Raw genomic sequence first — 15,514 nt, 5'->3', positions numbered from 1 at the left:
TCCGGTTATGGCAGCACGTTCAAAAAGCGCAGCGCATTTTCTCCTAGCATGGATCGTCTCTGTTCCTCCGTGAGCGATATCGTCTCATCGATCACCTGTCCGGGCGGAATTTCCCGCAGCAGGAACGGATAGTCCGAGCCCATGATCACTTTGTCATGCCCAAAGCGATCGACCATGTATTTGATGTTCAGTGGATCGTAGACAAGCGAATCGAAGTAAAAGTTTTTTGCATAATGGCTGGGCGGATGTGTCGTCAGGCGCAAATGCGGCCACACGTGCCAGCCCTGGTCCAGTCGTGGCAAAATGTACGGGAAGGAGCCGCCGCCATGGGCAAAGCAGATCTTCAGCCGCGGGAATTTTTCCATGCTGCCGCTTGCGATCAGGCTTGCTGCAGCTAGTGCAGTCTCGCTAGGCATCCCGACGGTGTACATGAAATTGTGGCGGGGCGTCCGCTCTTTCGCCATCGTTTCCCACGGATGGATAAACAGCGGGACTTCCCACTGCTCGCACATCTCAAAAAACGGGATCAACGACGGATCATCTAGATTGCTGCCGTTTACGTTTGTGCCGATTTCGATACCTTTTAGCCCCAGCTCATTCATGCACCGGTCCATCTCGCGGATCGCGGTTTCCACATCTTGCAGCGGAACGGTGCCAAGACCGATGAAACGCTGCGGATTGGCTTGGACGGTATCGGCGATAAAATCGTTTTGCAAACGCGACATTACGGCCGCGGCTTCCGCTGGAGCCCAGTAGGAAAACGTGACGGGAATCGGCGAGATCACTTGAATGTCCACACCCTCGCGATCCATGTCGGCGATACGCTTTTGCGGGTCCCAGCACTGGTCGGTGATTTCGCGGAACACCTTGCCGCCCACCATGATGTTGGCACCGCAGGCGCATGTCCGATGCATAATCGGCCAGCGTTCGCCCTCGTACTTTTTCGAAAAATCAGGCAAATCAACAGGGATAATATGCGTATGAAAGTCGACGCGCTTTACTTGACCTGCCATTCTGTCACTTCCTCTGGCATTACATGGCCGCAAGATTTGCATGTACGCAGATCCTGGCTGGAGTTAAAAGCGTTGATCGCTTCTTTCACCTGAACTTCAATATTGGTCAATTGCACTCGAGTGCGGTGCATTTCAGCGTCGCATTGATCGCAGAACCAGACGAAATCTTCCAGCTCACCCTGTGCGCGGTTGCGTTCGATGACAAGCCCGATGGTGTCTGGCACGCGGTGCGGGGAATGCGGTACATTGGCAGGCAGGAGGAACATCTCCCCTTCCTTGACCGTCACAACCTCGCGTTTCCCTTCGGCATTGATGATTTCCACATAGCAGTCGCCTTTTAATTGGTAGAACACTTCTTCGGACGGATCGACGTGGAAATCGCGGCGCTTGTTGGGGCCGCCCAAAATCATCACCATCAATTCGGCGTCTTTCCAGATCACCTTGTTGTTCACCGGCGGTTTCAAACTGTCTTTGTTTTCCTCAATGAATTTCCACAGATTGATAGGCTTGATCATAATATGGCCTCCCCATTTTTCAATTGACGATTGGAATGCGTTTCTTTCAATGCAATGTTATGAAATCTACCTGCCACCCAAAGCTTTTTAAAGCCAGCAGCAGGTTTCTCTTCCTTTTTGACGAATAGCATAGATTGACTTTATTCCCATGCCTTTTCTCGTTGGCCGCTTGAAAATGCGCAATGCTCGGGGATGAAGTCTTTTTTTGTTTCCTACACTCGATATCCTAATTTTTTTGACAGCTCTTGTGCTGCTTTCTTTATTTCGGCGATGATGTGCTCCATTTTTTCTGCAGAAAAACGGAAATTCGGACCAGCGCAGCTGATCGAGGCCACTACTTCGCCCAGGTGGTTAAAAATCGGCGCTGCGACACATTTTAGACCAAGTTCTATCTCCTCATCATCGATCGCATAGCCGCGTTCGCGAATCTCCTGCATATGATTGCGGATCTCAGTAGGATCGGTCAGGGTGTAGGAAGTGAACGCTTTCAAATCCGTCCTCGATAGAATCTCTTCCTGCTTTTTCTCGTCAAGAAATGCAAAGATCGCCTTGCCTACCCCTGTGCAATAAAGCGGCGCACGCTTGCCGATCTGTGAATACATGCGGAGCGCTCCAGGTCCTTCCAGTTTCTCCACATAGACGATCTCGGTTTCGTCGAGAACGACCAGATGCACCGTCTCCTGCAGCTTTTCCACCAGCTCCCGAATGATGGGATGTGCCAGCTTTCTCAGTTCCATTCCCCCGCCGACGAGGTTTCCCAGTTCGAACAGACGAAGCCCCAGCTTATACTTCTGATCGACCGGGCTCTGCTCCAAATACCCTCTGTGCTCCAACGTCTTAATTAATCCGTGTACCGTGCTTTTGGACAACTGCAGCCTGTCGCTGATTTCCTTGACACTAAGCTCCATGACGGTAGGTGTAAACAACTCCAGAATGTCAATCGCGCGGTCTACCGATTGAATGTATCGCTCGCTCATTTCCCCTCCTTCCTCATTCGACATTGTCGAACGTCGTTCGCAAATATTAACTTACAGGCTTATTATATTTTTCCAGCTGGCAAAACGCAACCCATTTTTTGTGTTTTCTGACCATTTCAACAAATGGGTTGCATTCACCCATATCTTGAACGGATGCAAAGTGCCTCCCCTATTCATCGAGCCGATCAGGCCTAAAAATTTTTTTCAACGAAATAGCCCGATTTCGGCATGATGAGCCGAATCGGGCCTATTTTGTGTGATTATGCCTTGAAATTTTCGCCTTGTTCTTCTGTATACTGTGCTTCCCTGCGCAAAATTTCTTCCATGGAGACATTGAGCGCGGCTTCCGGGCCTTGGAAATTCTTTTTGTAGTAGCCATAGTCCATGATCAAAAGCAGCACGAACATACCGATCAGGGCGTAGGCGGCGTTTTGGTTTGGCGGGACGATCATCAGAATGGAAATGAATACGATCCAGAGAAGTGTCAGCACATTGATCGGCTTGCTCCATTTGCCCAAATTCCACGGGCCGTAGTGCTTTTGTTTGAACAGACCCTTGCCTTCTGCAACCAGCTTGAGATAGACGGGGATGCCGTAGGACACATACAAGCCCACAACCGAAACGGCGGTGAGGAAGGCAAGCGTGCTGTAGCTCGTATCAGGATTGATCATCTTCATGATGCTGTCAAACAGCGCGAGTGCAAAGGAAAGGATGACGACCAGCCAGATCGCTTTCGCCGGTGTGCGGTATTTTTTCGAGATTTGCGCCCAATGGCGGGACAACGGCATCCCGTTATCGCGTGAAAACGCATACATCATGCGGGAGAACGACGTGATCCCGGAGCAGCCGCAGAAAAACATCGCCAAGGTGACCAGCCACAGGACCACGCTTCCGAATGTGCCGCCCAGCGCTTGGCTGATGATATAGATGAACGGGTTGCTTTCGCCGACAGCGGCACCCGCGTCTTTGATCGAGAGCGTCACCATCGCCAGCATGATAAAGCCGAAAACGAACGAAAACGCAACAGCGCTGAAGATCCCCCACGGTGCGCGTACGCGCGGATTGACCGTTTCCTCGATCGTATGCGCCGAGGCGTCATAGCCGGTATAGGTCCACTGCGCTTGCAGCAAGCCAATCAAAAAGGCCAGCAGATACGGCTTGTCGGAAAACGTCTGACCGACTTGGAACAAGTATTCGACCGGCTGCAGCTTGTCTTTGGTGAAGAACGCCAAACTAACGAATAAAATGAGCACGACACCGATATGATACCAGGCAGAGAAGTCGTTCAATTTGGCGACCAGCTTAATGCCGACATGGTTGAAAATTCCGTGAATCAACAGCGTGATGGCAAACAGGATCATCGTCGTCGTTGTGGTGGATTCATAGCCGAACGACGCACCGAGCAGCGGGTCGGCAAACGTCGCCACCGAATATTCGATCCCGGCCACAATCCCTACCATCCCGATCAGATTGATCCATGCGGTATACCAGCCCCATCGTTTGCTGCCGAGAATCGCCGCCCAGTGGTAAAGCGCACCCGCCGTCGGAATCGCCGAGGCGAGCTCCGCCATCGAGGCTGCGACCAGCAAGACAAAGAGTGAAACGATCGGCCAACCAAAGCCCATCATCCCCGGCCCGCCGTATAAGAGCCCGTGGCCGTACAACGATACGGCACCGGTCAAAATGGAAATCGTTGAAAAGGAAATCGCGAAGTTGGAGAAGCCGCCCATGTCCCGCAGCAGCTCCTGGGCATAGCCAAATTGGTGCAAATATTGTTTATCTTCCTGCAGCTGGTTACTACGGTTAGACCCTTGCATCACCTTGTTCCTCCTTTCGCTACCTCTCATCCGTGTTTTTTGGACCCGATAAAGCTTTCGTGTTTCCGCTCGTCAAAATTGCGAACCGACTGATTTGCTTTGATGAATATGGCGACCGCCACCGCAGCAGTAAGCAGCAAAATGATAATCCCCAGCGCAAACATGCCTCCCTCACCTCCCTTCATCTCACGCGTTTTGACTTACAGGCTGAGCTTCACGCCGCTCGCCTGCTGTTCGAGCATTTTTTTCAAGACCGTGCCGATGTGCGCGCCTGCTTCTACAGGCGAGGTCCCTCCGCGATGGATATTGGAGATCACGGTGCGGTCCGATTCGACGGTTCCTCTCCGCGGACGGTAGCACATGTAGGCACTCATGGAATTGGCCGTCACCAGTCCGGGGCGCTCGCCGATCAGCAGCACGAATACATCCGGCTGCAAAATCTCGCCGATGTGGTCCATGCAGGCTACCCGCCCGCCTTTGACGAAAAACGGCGTTCCAACACTGAGCCCATAAGAAGCCAACGAGTCAAGCAGCGCCGGGTACACATCGCGCAAATTTGCTTCCACCGCGCTCGCCGACAAGCCGTCGGACACGACGACCTGCACCTGCGGTTTCATCTTGCAGCGCTCTTTGATCAGCGATACACCCTGCTCGGTAATGATCCGCCCCAAATCCGGCCGTTTCAAATACGTTTCCGTGTTTTCGTGAGTTGTTTCCACGGAAAACAGCCGAAACTCTTGCAGCAGTCCCTCGCTGACTTCCCCGTACACAGCATCGACGGCCGCGGCATGGTCGACGCGCAGCTGGAGCATGGTTTTGGTCAGCGGACGCGTCCCTGTGCGCCATACCCCGATGCGGCCAGGGGTGCTCGCAAGGAGCTCCTCCAATCCTTCCTTCCAGCGCGGCTCGGGAATATTAGCGACGCGGGCTGGATCTACTTCGTCAAACAGCAGCTGGCTGAGCCTGTCGCTCAACGACTGCTCGGCTGACAACGTTGCAGGCTGGGTATCCTCCTGGGAACGCAACTGTGCTGACTGAATACTCACTGTCGCCGCCTTTCCGCTGCCTTCTGCTTCCGCCAGTTTTTTCGCCAGCTCCGCCATCACTTTGTCTACCAATCGATCGAGTTCCTGTTCCATCTTCATCTCACTTGTCACCCCGCTCTCCCATTAGGCTAAAAAGATCGTTGGATCGCCCGCCTGTGGCGTCAGCCTTCCGTTTTCCATAATGCCCTGCCGCTCCAGCCACCGCTCGAAGGCTGGAGCCGGACGCATGCCGAACAGCTCGCGCAATGTCGCGATGTCATGAAAGCTGGTCGACTGGTAGTTCAGCATGCAATCGTCCGCCATCGCGACCCCGATCAAAAAGTTAACGCCCGCAGACGTGAGCAGCACGCCTAAATTGTCCATGTCATTTTGGTCGGCCTTCATGTGATTGGTGTAGCAAATGTCCACCCCCATCGGCAGCCCGTGCAGCTTGCCCATGAAATGGTCCTCGAGTCCGGCACGCATTACCTGCTTGCTGTCGTACAAATACTCGGGACCGATGAAGCCGACGACCGTGTTGACGATGAACGGCTTGTATTTACGCGCGAGACCGTAGCAGCGGGCTTCCAGTGTCACCTGATCGACCCCGTGGTTCGCCTCCGACGACAGCTCCGAGCCTTGACCGGTCTCGAAATACCAGCAGTTCGGCCCGGTGGAGGTCCCTTCCTTATGAACTAGCTCATTCGCTTCGTCCAAGAGCTCGACATCGATGCCAAACGCGCGGTTTCCTTTCTCCGTGCCCGCCAAGCTTTGAAACACCATATCCGCAGGTGCACCCGCCCGGATTGCCCGCATTTGTGTGCTAATGTGGGCAAGCACGCAGTTTTGGGTCGGAATTTCCCATTTCGTCATGATTTCCTTGGTCATCAGCAAAATGTCCTTGACGCTGTCCATCGTGTCTATCACCGGATTGATCCCGATCACCGCATCGCCGATCCCGTAGGAAAGCCCTTCGTAAATCGCCGCCTTGATGCCCTGGATGCTGTCATTTGGATGATTCGGCTGGAGGCGTCCCGCCAATACACCGCGCTGTCCGATCGTGATGTTGCAATGTGTTTCATTGCGGATTTTCGCTGCGCCTGCGACCAAATCGAGATTGGTCATCAGCTTGGCAGCGGCAGCGATCATTTCGCTGGTTAACCCGCGGCTGATCCGCTTCAGTTCGTCGCTTCCTGTTTTGTGGCTCAAGATGTATTCGCGCAGCTCAGCTACGCTCCAATTTTTGATTTCCCCGTGAATTTTTTCATTGAGGCCCAATTCGATGACACGCGAGACCTCATCCTCCTCAGGCGGAATCAGCGGTTGATTGCGGATGTCGGCCAGCGTCATATCTGCCAAAACAAGCTTGGCTGCCATCCGCTCGCGGGAATCGGCAGCGGCGATTCCGGCCAGCTGGTCGCCCGAGCGCTCCTCATTCGCTTTGGCCATTACCTCTTTCAAGTCGCGGAATTGGTAGGTTTGCCCCAACACCGTCATGCGCATGTTCATCTTTTCACCCCTTTTCCTGGTCGGCAAAAGCCAGCGTCTTGATGACAACAGGGATCATCGTGCCGGAAATCGGCTCGCCTAAGTCGATGTAATCGCCGTGTTCGACTTTGACCTGATCGATGCAGATCACATTCGGCTTGCCCTTACATCGCAGCGACAGAGACTGTCCCAGCGCTTTCGCCATGTCATGCTCGCATACGACCACAAAGAGCGGATGATCGGGAAACGAGCGGCGAAACGCATTTGCTAGTTCCTCGGTGATCAGCTGCAAGGTCGCATAGGAGCAGTACGGCAATCCGCTTAATGCAAAGGCAATAGGCCCCTTTCCTTCAAACAGACGGCTGGCTGTTGCCATCGACTCTTCCACCAACTGCCGAAACGACTCAACCGTCAACAGCGAGTATCGCTTTTCTTCCAAATCCAACTTGATCACCGGCACATTTTTGATCGGTAAGAGCGTGGGATGGAGGAACACCGTGGACCCGCTGATCTCTGTCGCCTGCATCCCGGCACCGATGACGGTGGCGCGCACGGTTTGCTGCGGAACTGCGATGCGCCAGCTGTAGAGCGGCAATTCCTCTTTCAGCGTTTGGGCCAAAAGCGGCCCCATATCGCCATGCCTTGCCGTTTCCACCATCGTTTTCGGAGGCGGCTGCAGCATCATTTGGCCGACGCCGCCTGAGATCATGATCTCCTCGATCGGCGGAACCGCGGTAAGCTGTCTCCCGAAAACGAGACTGCGCCCCTCCTTTGTCTCGCAATCACCTGCCAAATACCGAAGCATGCTCTCACCAAGCGCTCTAGTGAGCCCCCTCAGCTCGTCAAAGCTTATCGTCTGCCCAACTGCAGCTGCCATCCCTTTTAGCGCAAGCCACTCTTTCAAATGGGGTGAAAGATAGCGGATCTCCCCATGCTCCGACAGCCGAATCAACCGGCCACCCACATGGAAGGTTACGGTGGCAATCACCCGCCCTCGCTCAAAAAAGGCGACATTAGCGGTGCCGCCGCCGATATCGACATTGGCCACGACTCCGCGAATCTCTTTGGAGCGGGTCTCGGCACCGGCGCCTTTGCCTGCCAATACCCCCTCCAAATCAGCTCCGGCCGTGGCCACGACGAAATCGCCTGCGCGTTCGGCCAGCTTGTGGACAATCTGCTGGGCATTGGCTTTCGTCGCCGTTTCCCCGGTGATGATCACCGCTCCCGATCCGACATCGGCCAGCGTAATGCCAGCCGCACGGTATTCAGCTTGCAGCAAGGAAAAAACCTGCCCCGCATCAATCTGCGTCTGATCAAGCAGCGGCGTTGTATAGACCGGGCTCGCATAGAGCAGCTGGCGCTCCACAATCTGAAAGCGCGGCAGCGAAAACGTGCTCGACATCCGCCCCAGCCGTAAACGGCTCACGATGAACTTGGTGGTGCTTGTGCCCAAATCGATGCCGACGCTTGTGATCCATTGCTCCTCCATACGCTCACCCACTCATTTCGATAAGAAAAACTTCGTTCAGAAGTCTTACACAAACAAAAAGGCGCTTTGAAAGAAACCAGACTGCGACCATGCAGCCGTTTTCTTTCCAAAGCGCCATTGCTTTGTCGTATGTACTTGTCGCGGTTATGCATTCAGCAGCTCTTGTGCCAATTTCGCCATCGAAACGCGCGATTCCATGCTTTGACGCTGCAGCCATTTGTACGCTTCCTCTTCGCCCAGCTGAAGCGTGCTCATCAGCTTGCCTTTTGCCCGTTCCACGATTTTGCGCTCCTCCATCTTTTGCTTCAGGTCCTCGATATCTTGCTGGAGCGAGCTGACCCGGTCGCGCTGGCTCAGCGCGATTTCGATTGCGGGGATCAGATCCTCCTCGGACACCGGCTTCACCAGATAAGCCGTCACGCCCGACTGCCGTGCCTCCTGGATCAGTTCCCGATGGCTGTAGGCAGTCAATAGCAAAATCGATGTGTGGGAAAACTTGCGGATGATGTCGGCCGCTTTGATCCCATTCATGACCGGCATCTTCACGTCCATGATCACCAGATCCGGCTTGTGGCGGTAGGCGAGTTCGACGGCTTCCTCGCCGTTTTTCGCCTCTGCCACCACCTCATACCCTTCCCGCTGGAGAATTTCTGTCAAGTCCATGCGGATGATCGGTTCGTCATCCACCACGAGAATTTTATAGCGGCTCATGGATAACACCTCTCTGAATGGGATAGATGATGCTTACCTGTGTGCCAAGTCCCGTATCGCTAAAATGCAGCTGCCCTTCCAAATCCTCCTGTACAAGCGTCTCGACGATCTTCAGGCCAAGGTGGCCGTTTTGCGCGGTACTGCCGGTAAATCCGATGCCTATGCCGTCATCGGTGACCTGAATCAAAAGTCGCTCTCGCTCCTCTTCATGGCGGATTAACACGCTAATAGTCCCACACTCCCGCTCCGCCAAACCATGCAGCACGCTGTTTTGAATCAGCTCGGTCACGATCAGGGCAAGCGACGTTGCTTTCTCTGAAGGCAACTGAACCGAGTCGACATCGACCGCGATGGCGATTTGCTGCTTGGGCTGGGCCATAGAGGAGACGATCGTTTTCGCGATTTTATCGACGATTTTGCGCAGATCGACCCGTTCCAGTCCATCCTGCGCCAAATATTCATGGATGATGGCAATGCTGTTGATCCGATTGATGCTTTCCTTATAAACCGTCTCCAGCTCTTTGGACTGCGAGCGGCGCATCTGCAGCCGCAGCAGGCTCGAGATGGTTTGCAGATTGTTTTTGACCCGATGGTGAATCTCCTTGATCACGGCCGATTTGATCATCAGCTGCTTTTCTTTTTCTTTGATGTCCGAGATGTCGCGCAGCAGAATCAACCCGCCGACGGGATTTTGCTCCCGAAAGATCGAGACGGCTTTGACCAAAAGCGTCGCTTTTCCATAGTGCAGCTCTTCGAACATCATGCCGCCGTGCTGCTCTAGATTTTCATCGGAAAACTTGCCGTAGAAAAAACGCTCGATAAGCTGCCCCTTGATCGGTGAGTCGTAGCCCATCCGCGCCATCAGCTCATAAGCGCGGGAATTGGCGTAGCTGATCACCCGGCGATGATCGAATAAAATGATGCCCTCGTGCATAAGCGAAGGAACCTGATGCTCCTGCATCGCCACCTGCATCAGCGTTTCCGACAGATGCTCGGTCGTTTCGATCAAGCGCTCCACGTTTTTTTCCTGCTCGACCTTCTCCGAAATGTCCTGCTCCATGATCAAGGCGCCAATCGTCTTGCCTTCCGCATTTTTTATCGGAACCACACTTTGCTGCATGACGGTGTGTTCCTGGGAGATCGCCCTTGCCCCGATGACCGGTCGGCCCGATGTTAGGCAAAACAGCACGGCTGGCTCGTTTTTGGCCAATGCCAGCTCGCCGACCACCGAGCTTTTGTACAGCGATTTGGATGTAGCGGGCGAGGCTTGCGCGACGACGATGGCGGCGGACTTATCCTCGACCGGGCAGTCGATAAAGACGTCTGCCTGCGATATGTCCGCGATGATCTGCATGTGGCGGGCCATCTCGTGGATGATCGCAGCATCCGCTTTCGTTAAAACGGTGGTGTTTCTGCAAATGTCCATGACGGTATCCATCGACAGCCCCCCAAACTATCAGATTATTTCATCTATTTTATTTTCGCTAGGGGCCGCTTCATTCCTTTTTCCATACGTTTTTTCTACGTTTTCAATGCATCCAGCAAAAAGCGGCGCAATTCCGCAATGCCCGCACCGGTCGTTGCCGATGTGAGGAATACCGGATGATTTGGATCAAGAGACTCGTGTAAGAGCGTTTTTGCCCGCTCTGCATCTGCATCCGGATGATCCATCTTGGTCACCACACCGATCGGCACGATGGGAAAGCCTTGCGAAAAGCCTGGCGGAAAATAGTTGCGGTCGCGCGTCGCATCCTGCACCATGAGCAAAAGGCCTGCTTCCAGCGAGGTGGCCATCAGCGTCCGATAATACAGCGGATTTTCGCTATATTCACCCGGCGTATCGATGATCCAGTCGTGGAATTCCAGCGTCTGTGTCTTTCGCGCGGGTTCATGGTCGCCTTCCAGTGCGCGCACCAAGGACGATTTGCCTGCACCAACTGCTCCGATGATCATGACCCGCTTCATCTCTAGAAGCCTCCTTTCACGATCTCGTCAAAATAGCTGGCGCAAAGCGCAGCTTGGTGGACAAAAACGTATTCACCGCTTCAATCGCCATCTCGACCGCCGAAACATCACCGACGACGATCAACGAGCCGGTGAACCGGTCGAGAAAGCCCAGATCTACATTGGCAGCCTTGGTCGCGATGTCCGCAGCAATGATCGAGCTTTCCGTCGGCGTCAGCGTCATGATCCCGATCGCGCCCAGCTCCTTAATGCCGAGCTTGGTATATAGCACTGGGTCGGGGTTGGCGATCACATGGGCCAACGTGACCTGCTTGCCCGGCACATACTCTTGGATGACGCGCTGTCGGTCCTGCTCCATTCCCTTCCCCCTATTCTGCGACTTCAAACGAATCCACGATGCCGACGATTACGGCATCAATCGGCGCATTCCCCTGGCCGAACAGGATGCGGGCGGGCGTCCCCCGCGAAACGATGACTCGCTCGCCGACGCCTGCGCCGATGCGGTCGGCGGCGATCACTACCTGGCCGCTCTCGCACTCCTTGGTATCGATCGGCTGGACCATCATCAGCTTCAGATTTTCCATACCGGTTTCCTTTTGCGTCGCCCAGACGCTTCCGATCACTTTGCCCAAAAACATCACGATCACCCTTTGCTGATGAATTGCAACGCGATCCCTTTTTCCCTCAGCATGTCTGCGGCAAGCGGGGAGACGATCGCCCCTTTTTTGATGACGAGCGAGCTGGTGGTGGATGTCAAGTTCGCCCGCAGCCACTCTGCCGTTAGCAGTCTGCCAGCAAACTCCGGCTCTTCTTGCGGCTCGCCTGCCTGCCCGGGTTGACGCTGCTCTGTTGCAGGCAGCAGCTCTTGCTTGCGGAACCAGGCGATTGCGTCTTCTGCCAACTGTCGCTGCGGACGGAGTTGCACCCCTAGCTCACGCATTGCTGATAAATGTCGGGCGAAAAGCGCCTGATAGGCCGGCGGTAAGGAGACGGTTTGCAGCGTTCGCCTGTCGGTGCGCTTGATCCCCGGCGCGTCTTCCCCGACAAAAACCGGCTTGCCTGTCACCAGCGCGGCGAGCACGATTTCCGCTTTTACCGTTCCTTTCATACCGGATGCCACCCGCGCCGCGTTGTCGAGATCGATTTCCGGCACGATGATCGCATCGTACTCGCTGGGAACCTCCAGCGGTGCTGGCGCGTATTCATCGATGGCAATCAGCTTCCCCGCTCCGCCGCATTCGATCCGATGCATGCCGAGCCAAGACGACGTCTCACCATCGAGAAAAAGCAAGTCGTGGCAAATGCCGTGATTTTTCAATGTGATGAATTGGTCCAAAAACGGCTCGTGTGCCGTACTGTCACAGAACAGGTACAGCACTTTGGGGCTGGCTAGTTTTTGCTCCTGTGCCATCTGGGCTAACAGCTCGCGCGTGATAGCCGTAATCATTTCTTTTACATCCATCGGCATCACCCAGCCTCCCCTCTGTGCAGAACTCCGTTTTTGCCTGCGATCAGGACGGTATCACCGGTTTTCAGGTTGGCGGCGTTGGCCTCATCCAGATCGATGTGGAAGTCGAGCGCAAACTGGGGAGACACGCGCACCGATACATCCGGGAATATGATTGGGCGCTCTCCCGCCGTTCGCAAAACCAAGGAATCTCCATGTGTCACACCATACTGTTTCGCCTCTTCTACCGACATATGGACATGGCATTTGGCGATGATCACCCCGCGCCCTAGCGTGACGAAGCCTTTGGGGCCGATCAAGGTGATCCCGGGCGTTCCCTCAATGGAACCGGACAGACGAACTGGTGGATGGATGCCGAGGACGAAGCCATCGGTCCGTGAGATTTCCACCTGGCTTTCGCCGCGCGCAGGCCCGAGCACGCGCACATGCTGGATCATCCCTTTTGGTCCGTGCAGGGTCAAAACTTCCGCTGTGGCAAATTGGCCGGGCTGTGACAAATTGCGCAGCGGCGTCAGCGTATGCCCTTTGCCAAACAGCGCTTCCACATGCTCCTGTGACAGGTGGACATGCCGGTTAGAGACGCCGACGGGTATGGAAGACGGCTGGTCATTTGCAGCTTCATTCGGTTGTGACGGCTTCACCTGAATTCCTCTCCCCTTCAGAAAATCGATGGCTGCCGGGGTGATCTTGTCGCCCGCCTCTATCGGAAACGGGTTGGGGATCCCTGCGGAAAGCATTGACCGCAACGATAATTCGGTTATCAGCGCCATCGGCTATTCCCTCAGCCTTCTAAGCGAGGCAGGATCAGTTCAATATCGGAGTGTGGGCGCGGGATGACGTGGATGGAGACCAGCTCTCCCACCTTTTCCGCAGCTGCCGCGCCCGCGTCCGTCGATGCCTTGACCGCTCCTACATCCCCGCGCACCATGACGGTGACCAACCCGCCGCCCACATGAACTTTACCAATCAATTTCACATTGGCCGCTTTCACCATCGCATCCGCAGCTTCGATTGCACCGACCAATCCTTTCGTTTCCACCATGCCAAGCGCTGACATTTCTCCCGCCATTTCAAAAAACCTCCCTTATCTTCATTCATCAAGCTTTCCATTCTGCCAACACGCTTTTGATGATCGCCATGACTTCTTCACGGCTAATTCCGGACGCTGTGCCCGTCGCATGGGGCTCGCCTGCCGGCTGTTCCGACATTTCGCGTATGCCAAAGGCGACCCTTTTGATGTTCAAGAGATGCTTGGGGCCGATATTATCCGATGTAATGTTATTGCCAAATGAGCCGCAGCCCAGTGTCATTGAGGGGAGGATCCCCGTCGTCGCGCCGATTCCGCCAAACGTCGTGCCCGTATTCACCACGATCCGCGATGCCGGCTTCTCCAGCGCGAACGCCTCGATCACCGTGTCGTCCTCGCAGTGCAGCCCAAGCGTATGCCCGAGTCCGCCCAGCTCCAAAAGCTCCATGCACCGGTGGCAGCCTTCCCGCCAATCGGCAACCGTATAGAGAGCCAAAATTGGCGACAGCTTTTCAATAGAGAACGGGTGCGTCTTCCCAACGTGCGCTTCTTCCGCGATCAGCACGCGGGTGGAGGATGGAATCACGATTCCCGCCATCTCCGCGATCTTGTGCGGGGAGCGGCCTACGAGCTGTGGATTGAGCCCGCCATTGACCATGATGATCGCAGCCACGCGCGCTTTCTCCTGTTCATCGAGAAAATGCGCGCCTTGCTCGGTCAGCTCGCGGATCAACTGCCGCTTAATGCTTTGATCGACCACAAGAGCCTGTTCGGACGCACAAATCGTCCCGTAGTCAAACGTTTTGCTTTGGATGATGCGACGCACCGCTTGCTTGAGATCGGCGCTCGCATGCACATATACCGGCACATTGCCGGGACCCACGCCATACGCTGGCTTTCCTGAGCTGTAGGCCGCTTTCACCATCTGCGTCCCACCCGTGGCAAGGATCAGATCGGTCAGCTTGTGCCGCATCAGCTCATTGGTAGCGGCGAGCGTCGGTTTCGTGATGCAATGGATCAGTCCCGCCGGAGCTCCCGCCAGCTCTGCCGCACGCCGCATTACTATCGCTGCTTCATACGAGCAATTCGCCGCCGACGGGTGTGGACTGAACACGATGGCATTGCGCGCTTTTACCGCAATCAGCGATTTGAACAGGATCGTCGACGTCGGGTTGGTCGACGGCACGATCCCGGCCACAATGCCGACGGGCTGCGCCACTTCCCACACTTTGTTCACTTCATCCTTGCCGATGATCCCGACCGTCTTCAGATCTTTCATCGCGTTGTATACGTCGCGCGCCGCGAATTCGTTTTTCACTTTTTTGTCAGCCGCATTGCCGAAGCCGGTCTCCTCAACCGCAAGCACAGCCAACCTCTCTGCTTCGCGCAAACCCGCATCGCACATGGCACGCACGATAGAATCAATCTCAGCTTGACTGAGCGCTTCCAGCTGCTTTTGCGCCTGTGCAGCTTCCTGCAAACAGTTGCGCACTTCTTGCACAGATGCCAAATCAGGGTCCAGCATCATTTCTTCTCGTCACCCCGCTTTGCCTCGAGCTCGCGCAGGTGCAGAAGCAATTCCTCTTTGCGCGCCGTGCTGATCTCAATGCCGGTTAGCGGAAAATCGGCAAGCGAACGCGCCAGCTTGCGCAATTCTGACACCGATTTATGCTCGAGCCCTTCTGTAACCGCTTCCAATTGTTCTTGCTTTTGCTCCTTGCCTTGCACCAGCTGCCATATCATGCGCGGCACGCTTGCATCCGGGCGTGCAATCACATGAACGTGCAGCAGTCTGCCCACTCGAGATGCCGCTTGTGCACCTGCGTCGACTGCGGCTTGCACGGAAGACACGTCGCCAATGACGTAGACAGTCACGATGCCCGCATCCGCCCCCTGGTACGTCACGATTTTGACATCCGCTGCCTTGGCGGCTGCATCGGCGGCGGCCACGAGCGCCGGGAAGCCCCACGTTTCAATCATGCCAAGCGAAAAGGCTGCTCCTTCCATCGGCCTATCTCC

At 55.1% G+C, this 15,514-nt stretch carries 18 protein-coding genes; all 18 read right to left on the bottom strand.

Annotated features, from left to right (window positions below):
* Positions 1-5: 5 nt before the first annotated feature.
* The 18 genes from EDM56_RS08335 to EDM56_RS08255 all read right to left on the bottom strand — a co-directional run bounded on the left by EDM56_RS08335 (position 6) and on the right by EDM56_RS08255 (position 15,502).
* Positions 6-1,013: an amidohydrolase family protein gene (locus EDM56_RS08335; RefSeq protein WP_122917430.1), complete on the bottom strand. Its 1,008-nt coding sequence runs from the start codon at positions 1,011-1,013 to the stop codon at positions 6-8.
* A complete protein-coding gene (locus EDM56_RS08330) occupies positions 998-1,528 on the bottom strand; it encodes a 3-hydroxyanthranilate 3,4-dioxygenase (protein WP_122917429.1) in 531 nt (176 codons plus the stop codon). The genes EDM56_RS08335 and EDM56_RS08330 overlap by 16 nt, the downstream gene beginning before the upstream one ends.
* A gap of 212 nt (positions 1,529-1,740) precedes the next feature.
* Positions 1,741-2,505: an IclR family transcriptional regulator gene (locus EDM56_RS08325; protein ID WP_122917428.1), complete on the bottom strand. Its 765-nt coding sequence runs from the start codon at positions 2,503-2,505 to the stop codon at positions 1,741-1,743.
* A gap of 260 nt (positions 2,506-2,765) precedes the next feature.
* Positions 2,766-4,322: an amino acid permease gene (locus EDM56_RS08320; RefSeq protein ID WP_122917427.1), complete on the bottom strand. Its 1,557-nt coding sequence runs from the start codon at positions 4,320-4,322 to the stop codon at positions 2,766-2,768.
* 26 nt (positions 4,323-4,348) lie between these two features.
* Positions 4,349-4,486 carry a hypothetical protein gene (locus tag EDM56_RS31430; protein ID WP_183192347.1) on the bottom strand — a complete coding sequence of 46 codons (138 nt, stop codon included), beginning with the start codon at positions 4,484-4,486 and terminating at the stop codon, positions 4,349-4,351.
* Positions 4,487-4,522: 36 nt separating this feature from the next.
* Entirely contained in the window at positions 4,523-5,461 is a 939-nt protein-coding gene (gene eutC, locus EDM56_RS08315) for an ethanolamine ammonia-lyase subunit EutC (protein WP_122917658.1), read from the bottom strand.
* Between the two features lie 30 nt (positions 5,462-5,491).
* Complete coding sequence (locus tag EDM56_RS08310) at positions 5,492-6,856, bottom strand: ethanolamine ammonia-lyase subunit EutB (RefSeq protein ID WP_122917426.1); 1,365 nt, start codon at positions 6,854-6,856, stop codon at positions 5,492-5,494.
* A gap of 4 nt (positions 6,857-6,860) precedes the next feature.
* Entirely contained in the window at positions 6,861-8,324 is a 1,464-nt protein-coding gene (locus tag EDM56_RS08305) for an ethanolamine ammonia-lyase reactivating factor EutA (protein ID WP_122917425.1), read from the bottom strand.
* Positions 8,325-8,468: 144 nt separating this feature from the next.
* The gene (locus tag EDM56_RS08300; RefSeq protein WP_122917424.1) at positions 8,469-9,035 is read right to left on the bottom strand and encodes an ANTAR domain-containing response regulator; all 567 of its coding nucleotides are present in this window, start codon (positions 9,033-9,035) and stop codon (positions 8,469-8,471) included.
* A complete protein-coding gene (locus EDM56_RS08295; RefSeq protein WP_122917423.1) occupies positions 9,022-10,473 on the bottom strand; it encodes a sensor histidine kinase in 1,452 nt (483 codons plus the stop codon). The genes EDM56_RS08300 and EDM56_RS08295 overlap by 14 nt, the downstream gene beginning before the upstream one ends.
* 83 nt (positions 10,474-10,556) lie before the next feature.
* Positions 10,557-11,000: a EutP/PduV family microcompartment system protein gene (locus EDM56_RS08290; protein ID WP_122917422.1), complete on the bottom strand. Its 444-nt coding sequence runs from the start codon at positions 10,998-11,000 to the stop codon at positions 10,557-10,559.
* A 16-nt stretch (positions 11,001-11,016) separates the two neighbouring features.
* Positions 11,017-11,358 (bottom strand): BMC domain-containing protein, encoded by a 342-nt coding sequence (locus EDM56_RS08285; RefSeq protein WP_122917421.1) that lies wholly within the window; start codon positions 11,356-11,358, stop codon positions 11,017-11,019.
* Between the two features lie 10 nt (positions 11,359-11,368).
* Positions 11,369-11,638 carry a EutN/CcmL family microcompartment protein gene (locus tag EDM56_RS08280; RefSeq protein ID WP_122917420.1) on the bottom strand — a complete coding sequence of 90 codons (270 nt, stop codon included), beginning with the start codon at positions 11,636-11,638 and terminating at the stop codon, positions 11,369-11,371.
* A gap of 5 nt (positions 11,639-11,643) precedes the next feature.
* Positions 11,644-12,468, bottom strand: a complete 825-nt coding sequence (locus tag EDM56_RS08275) for a hypothetical protein (RefSeq protein WP_342772373.1) — start codon at positions 12,466-12,468, stop codon at positions 11,644-11,646.
* Positions 12,468-13,238 carry a phosphate propanoyltransferase gene (gene pduL, locus EDM56_RS08270; protein WP_122917419.1) on the bottom strand — a complete coding sequence of 257 codons (771 nt, stop codon included), beginning with the start codon at positions 13,236-13,238 and terminating at the stop codon, positions 12,468-12,470. The genes EDM56_RS08275 and pduL overlap by 1 nt, the downstream gene beginning before the upstream one ends.
* A gap of 11 nt (positions 13,239-13,249) precedes the next feature.
* The gene (locus tag EDM56_RS08265) at positions 13,250-13,537 is read right to left on the bottom strand and encodes a BMC domain-containing protein (RefSeq protein WP_122917418.1); all 288 of its coding nucleotides are present in this window, start codon (positions 13,535-13,537) and stop codon (positions 13,250-13,252) included.
* Positions 13,538-13,565: 28 nt separating this feature from the next.
* Positions 13,566-15,023: an acetaldehyde dehydrogenase (acetylating) gene (locus tag EDM56_RS08260; RefSeq protein WP_122917417.1), complete on the bottom strand. Its 1,458-nt coding sequence runs from the start codon at positions 15,021-15,023 to the stop codon at positions 13,566-13,568.
* Entirely contained in the window at positions 15,020-15,502 is a 483-nt protein-coding gene (locus EDM56_RS08255) for a BMC domain-containing protein (protein ID WP_122917416.1), read from the bottom strand. The genes EDM56_RS08260 and EDM56_RS08255 overlap by 4 nt, the downstream gene beginning before the upstream one ends.
* Between the last annotated feature and the right edge of the window lie 12 nt (positions 15,503-15,514).

The sequence above is a fragment of the Brevibacillus fluminis genome (assembly GCF_003710825.1).
Lineage (GTDB): Bacteria > Bacillota > Bacilli > Brevibacillales > Brevibacillaceae > Brevibacillus_D > Brevibacillus_D fluminis.
The sequence above is the reverse complement of the archived record's forward strand: the minus strand, read 5'-3'. Positions and strand labels throughout refer to the sequence as shown.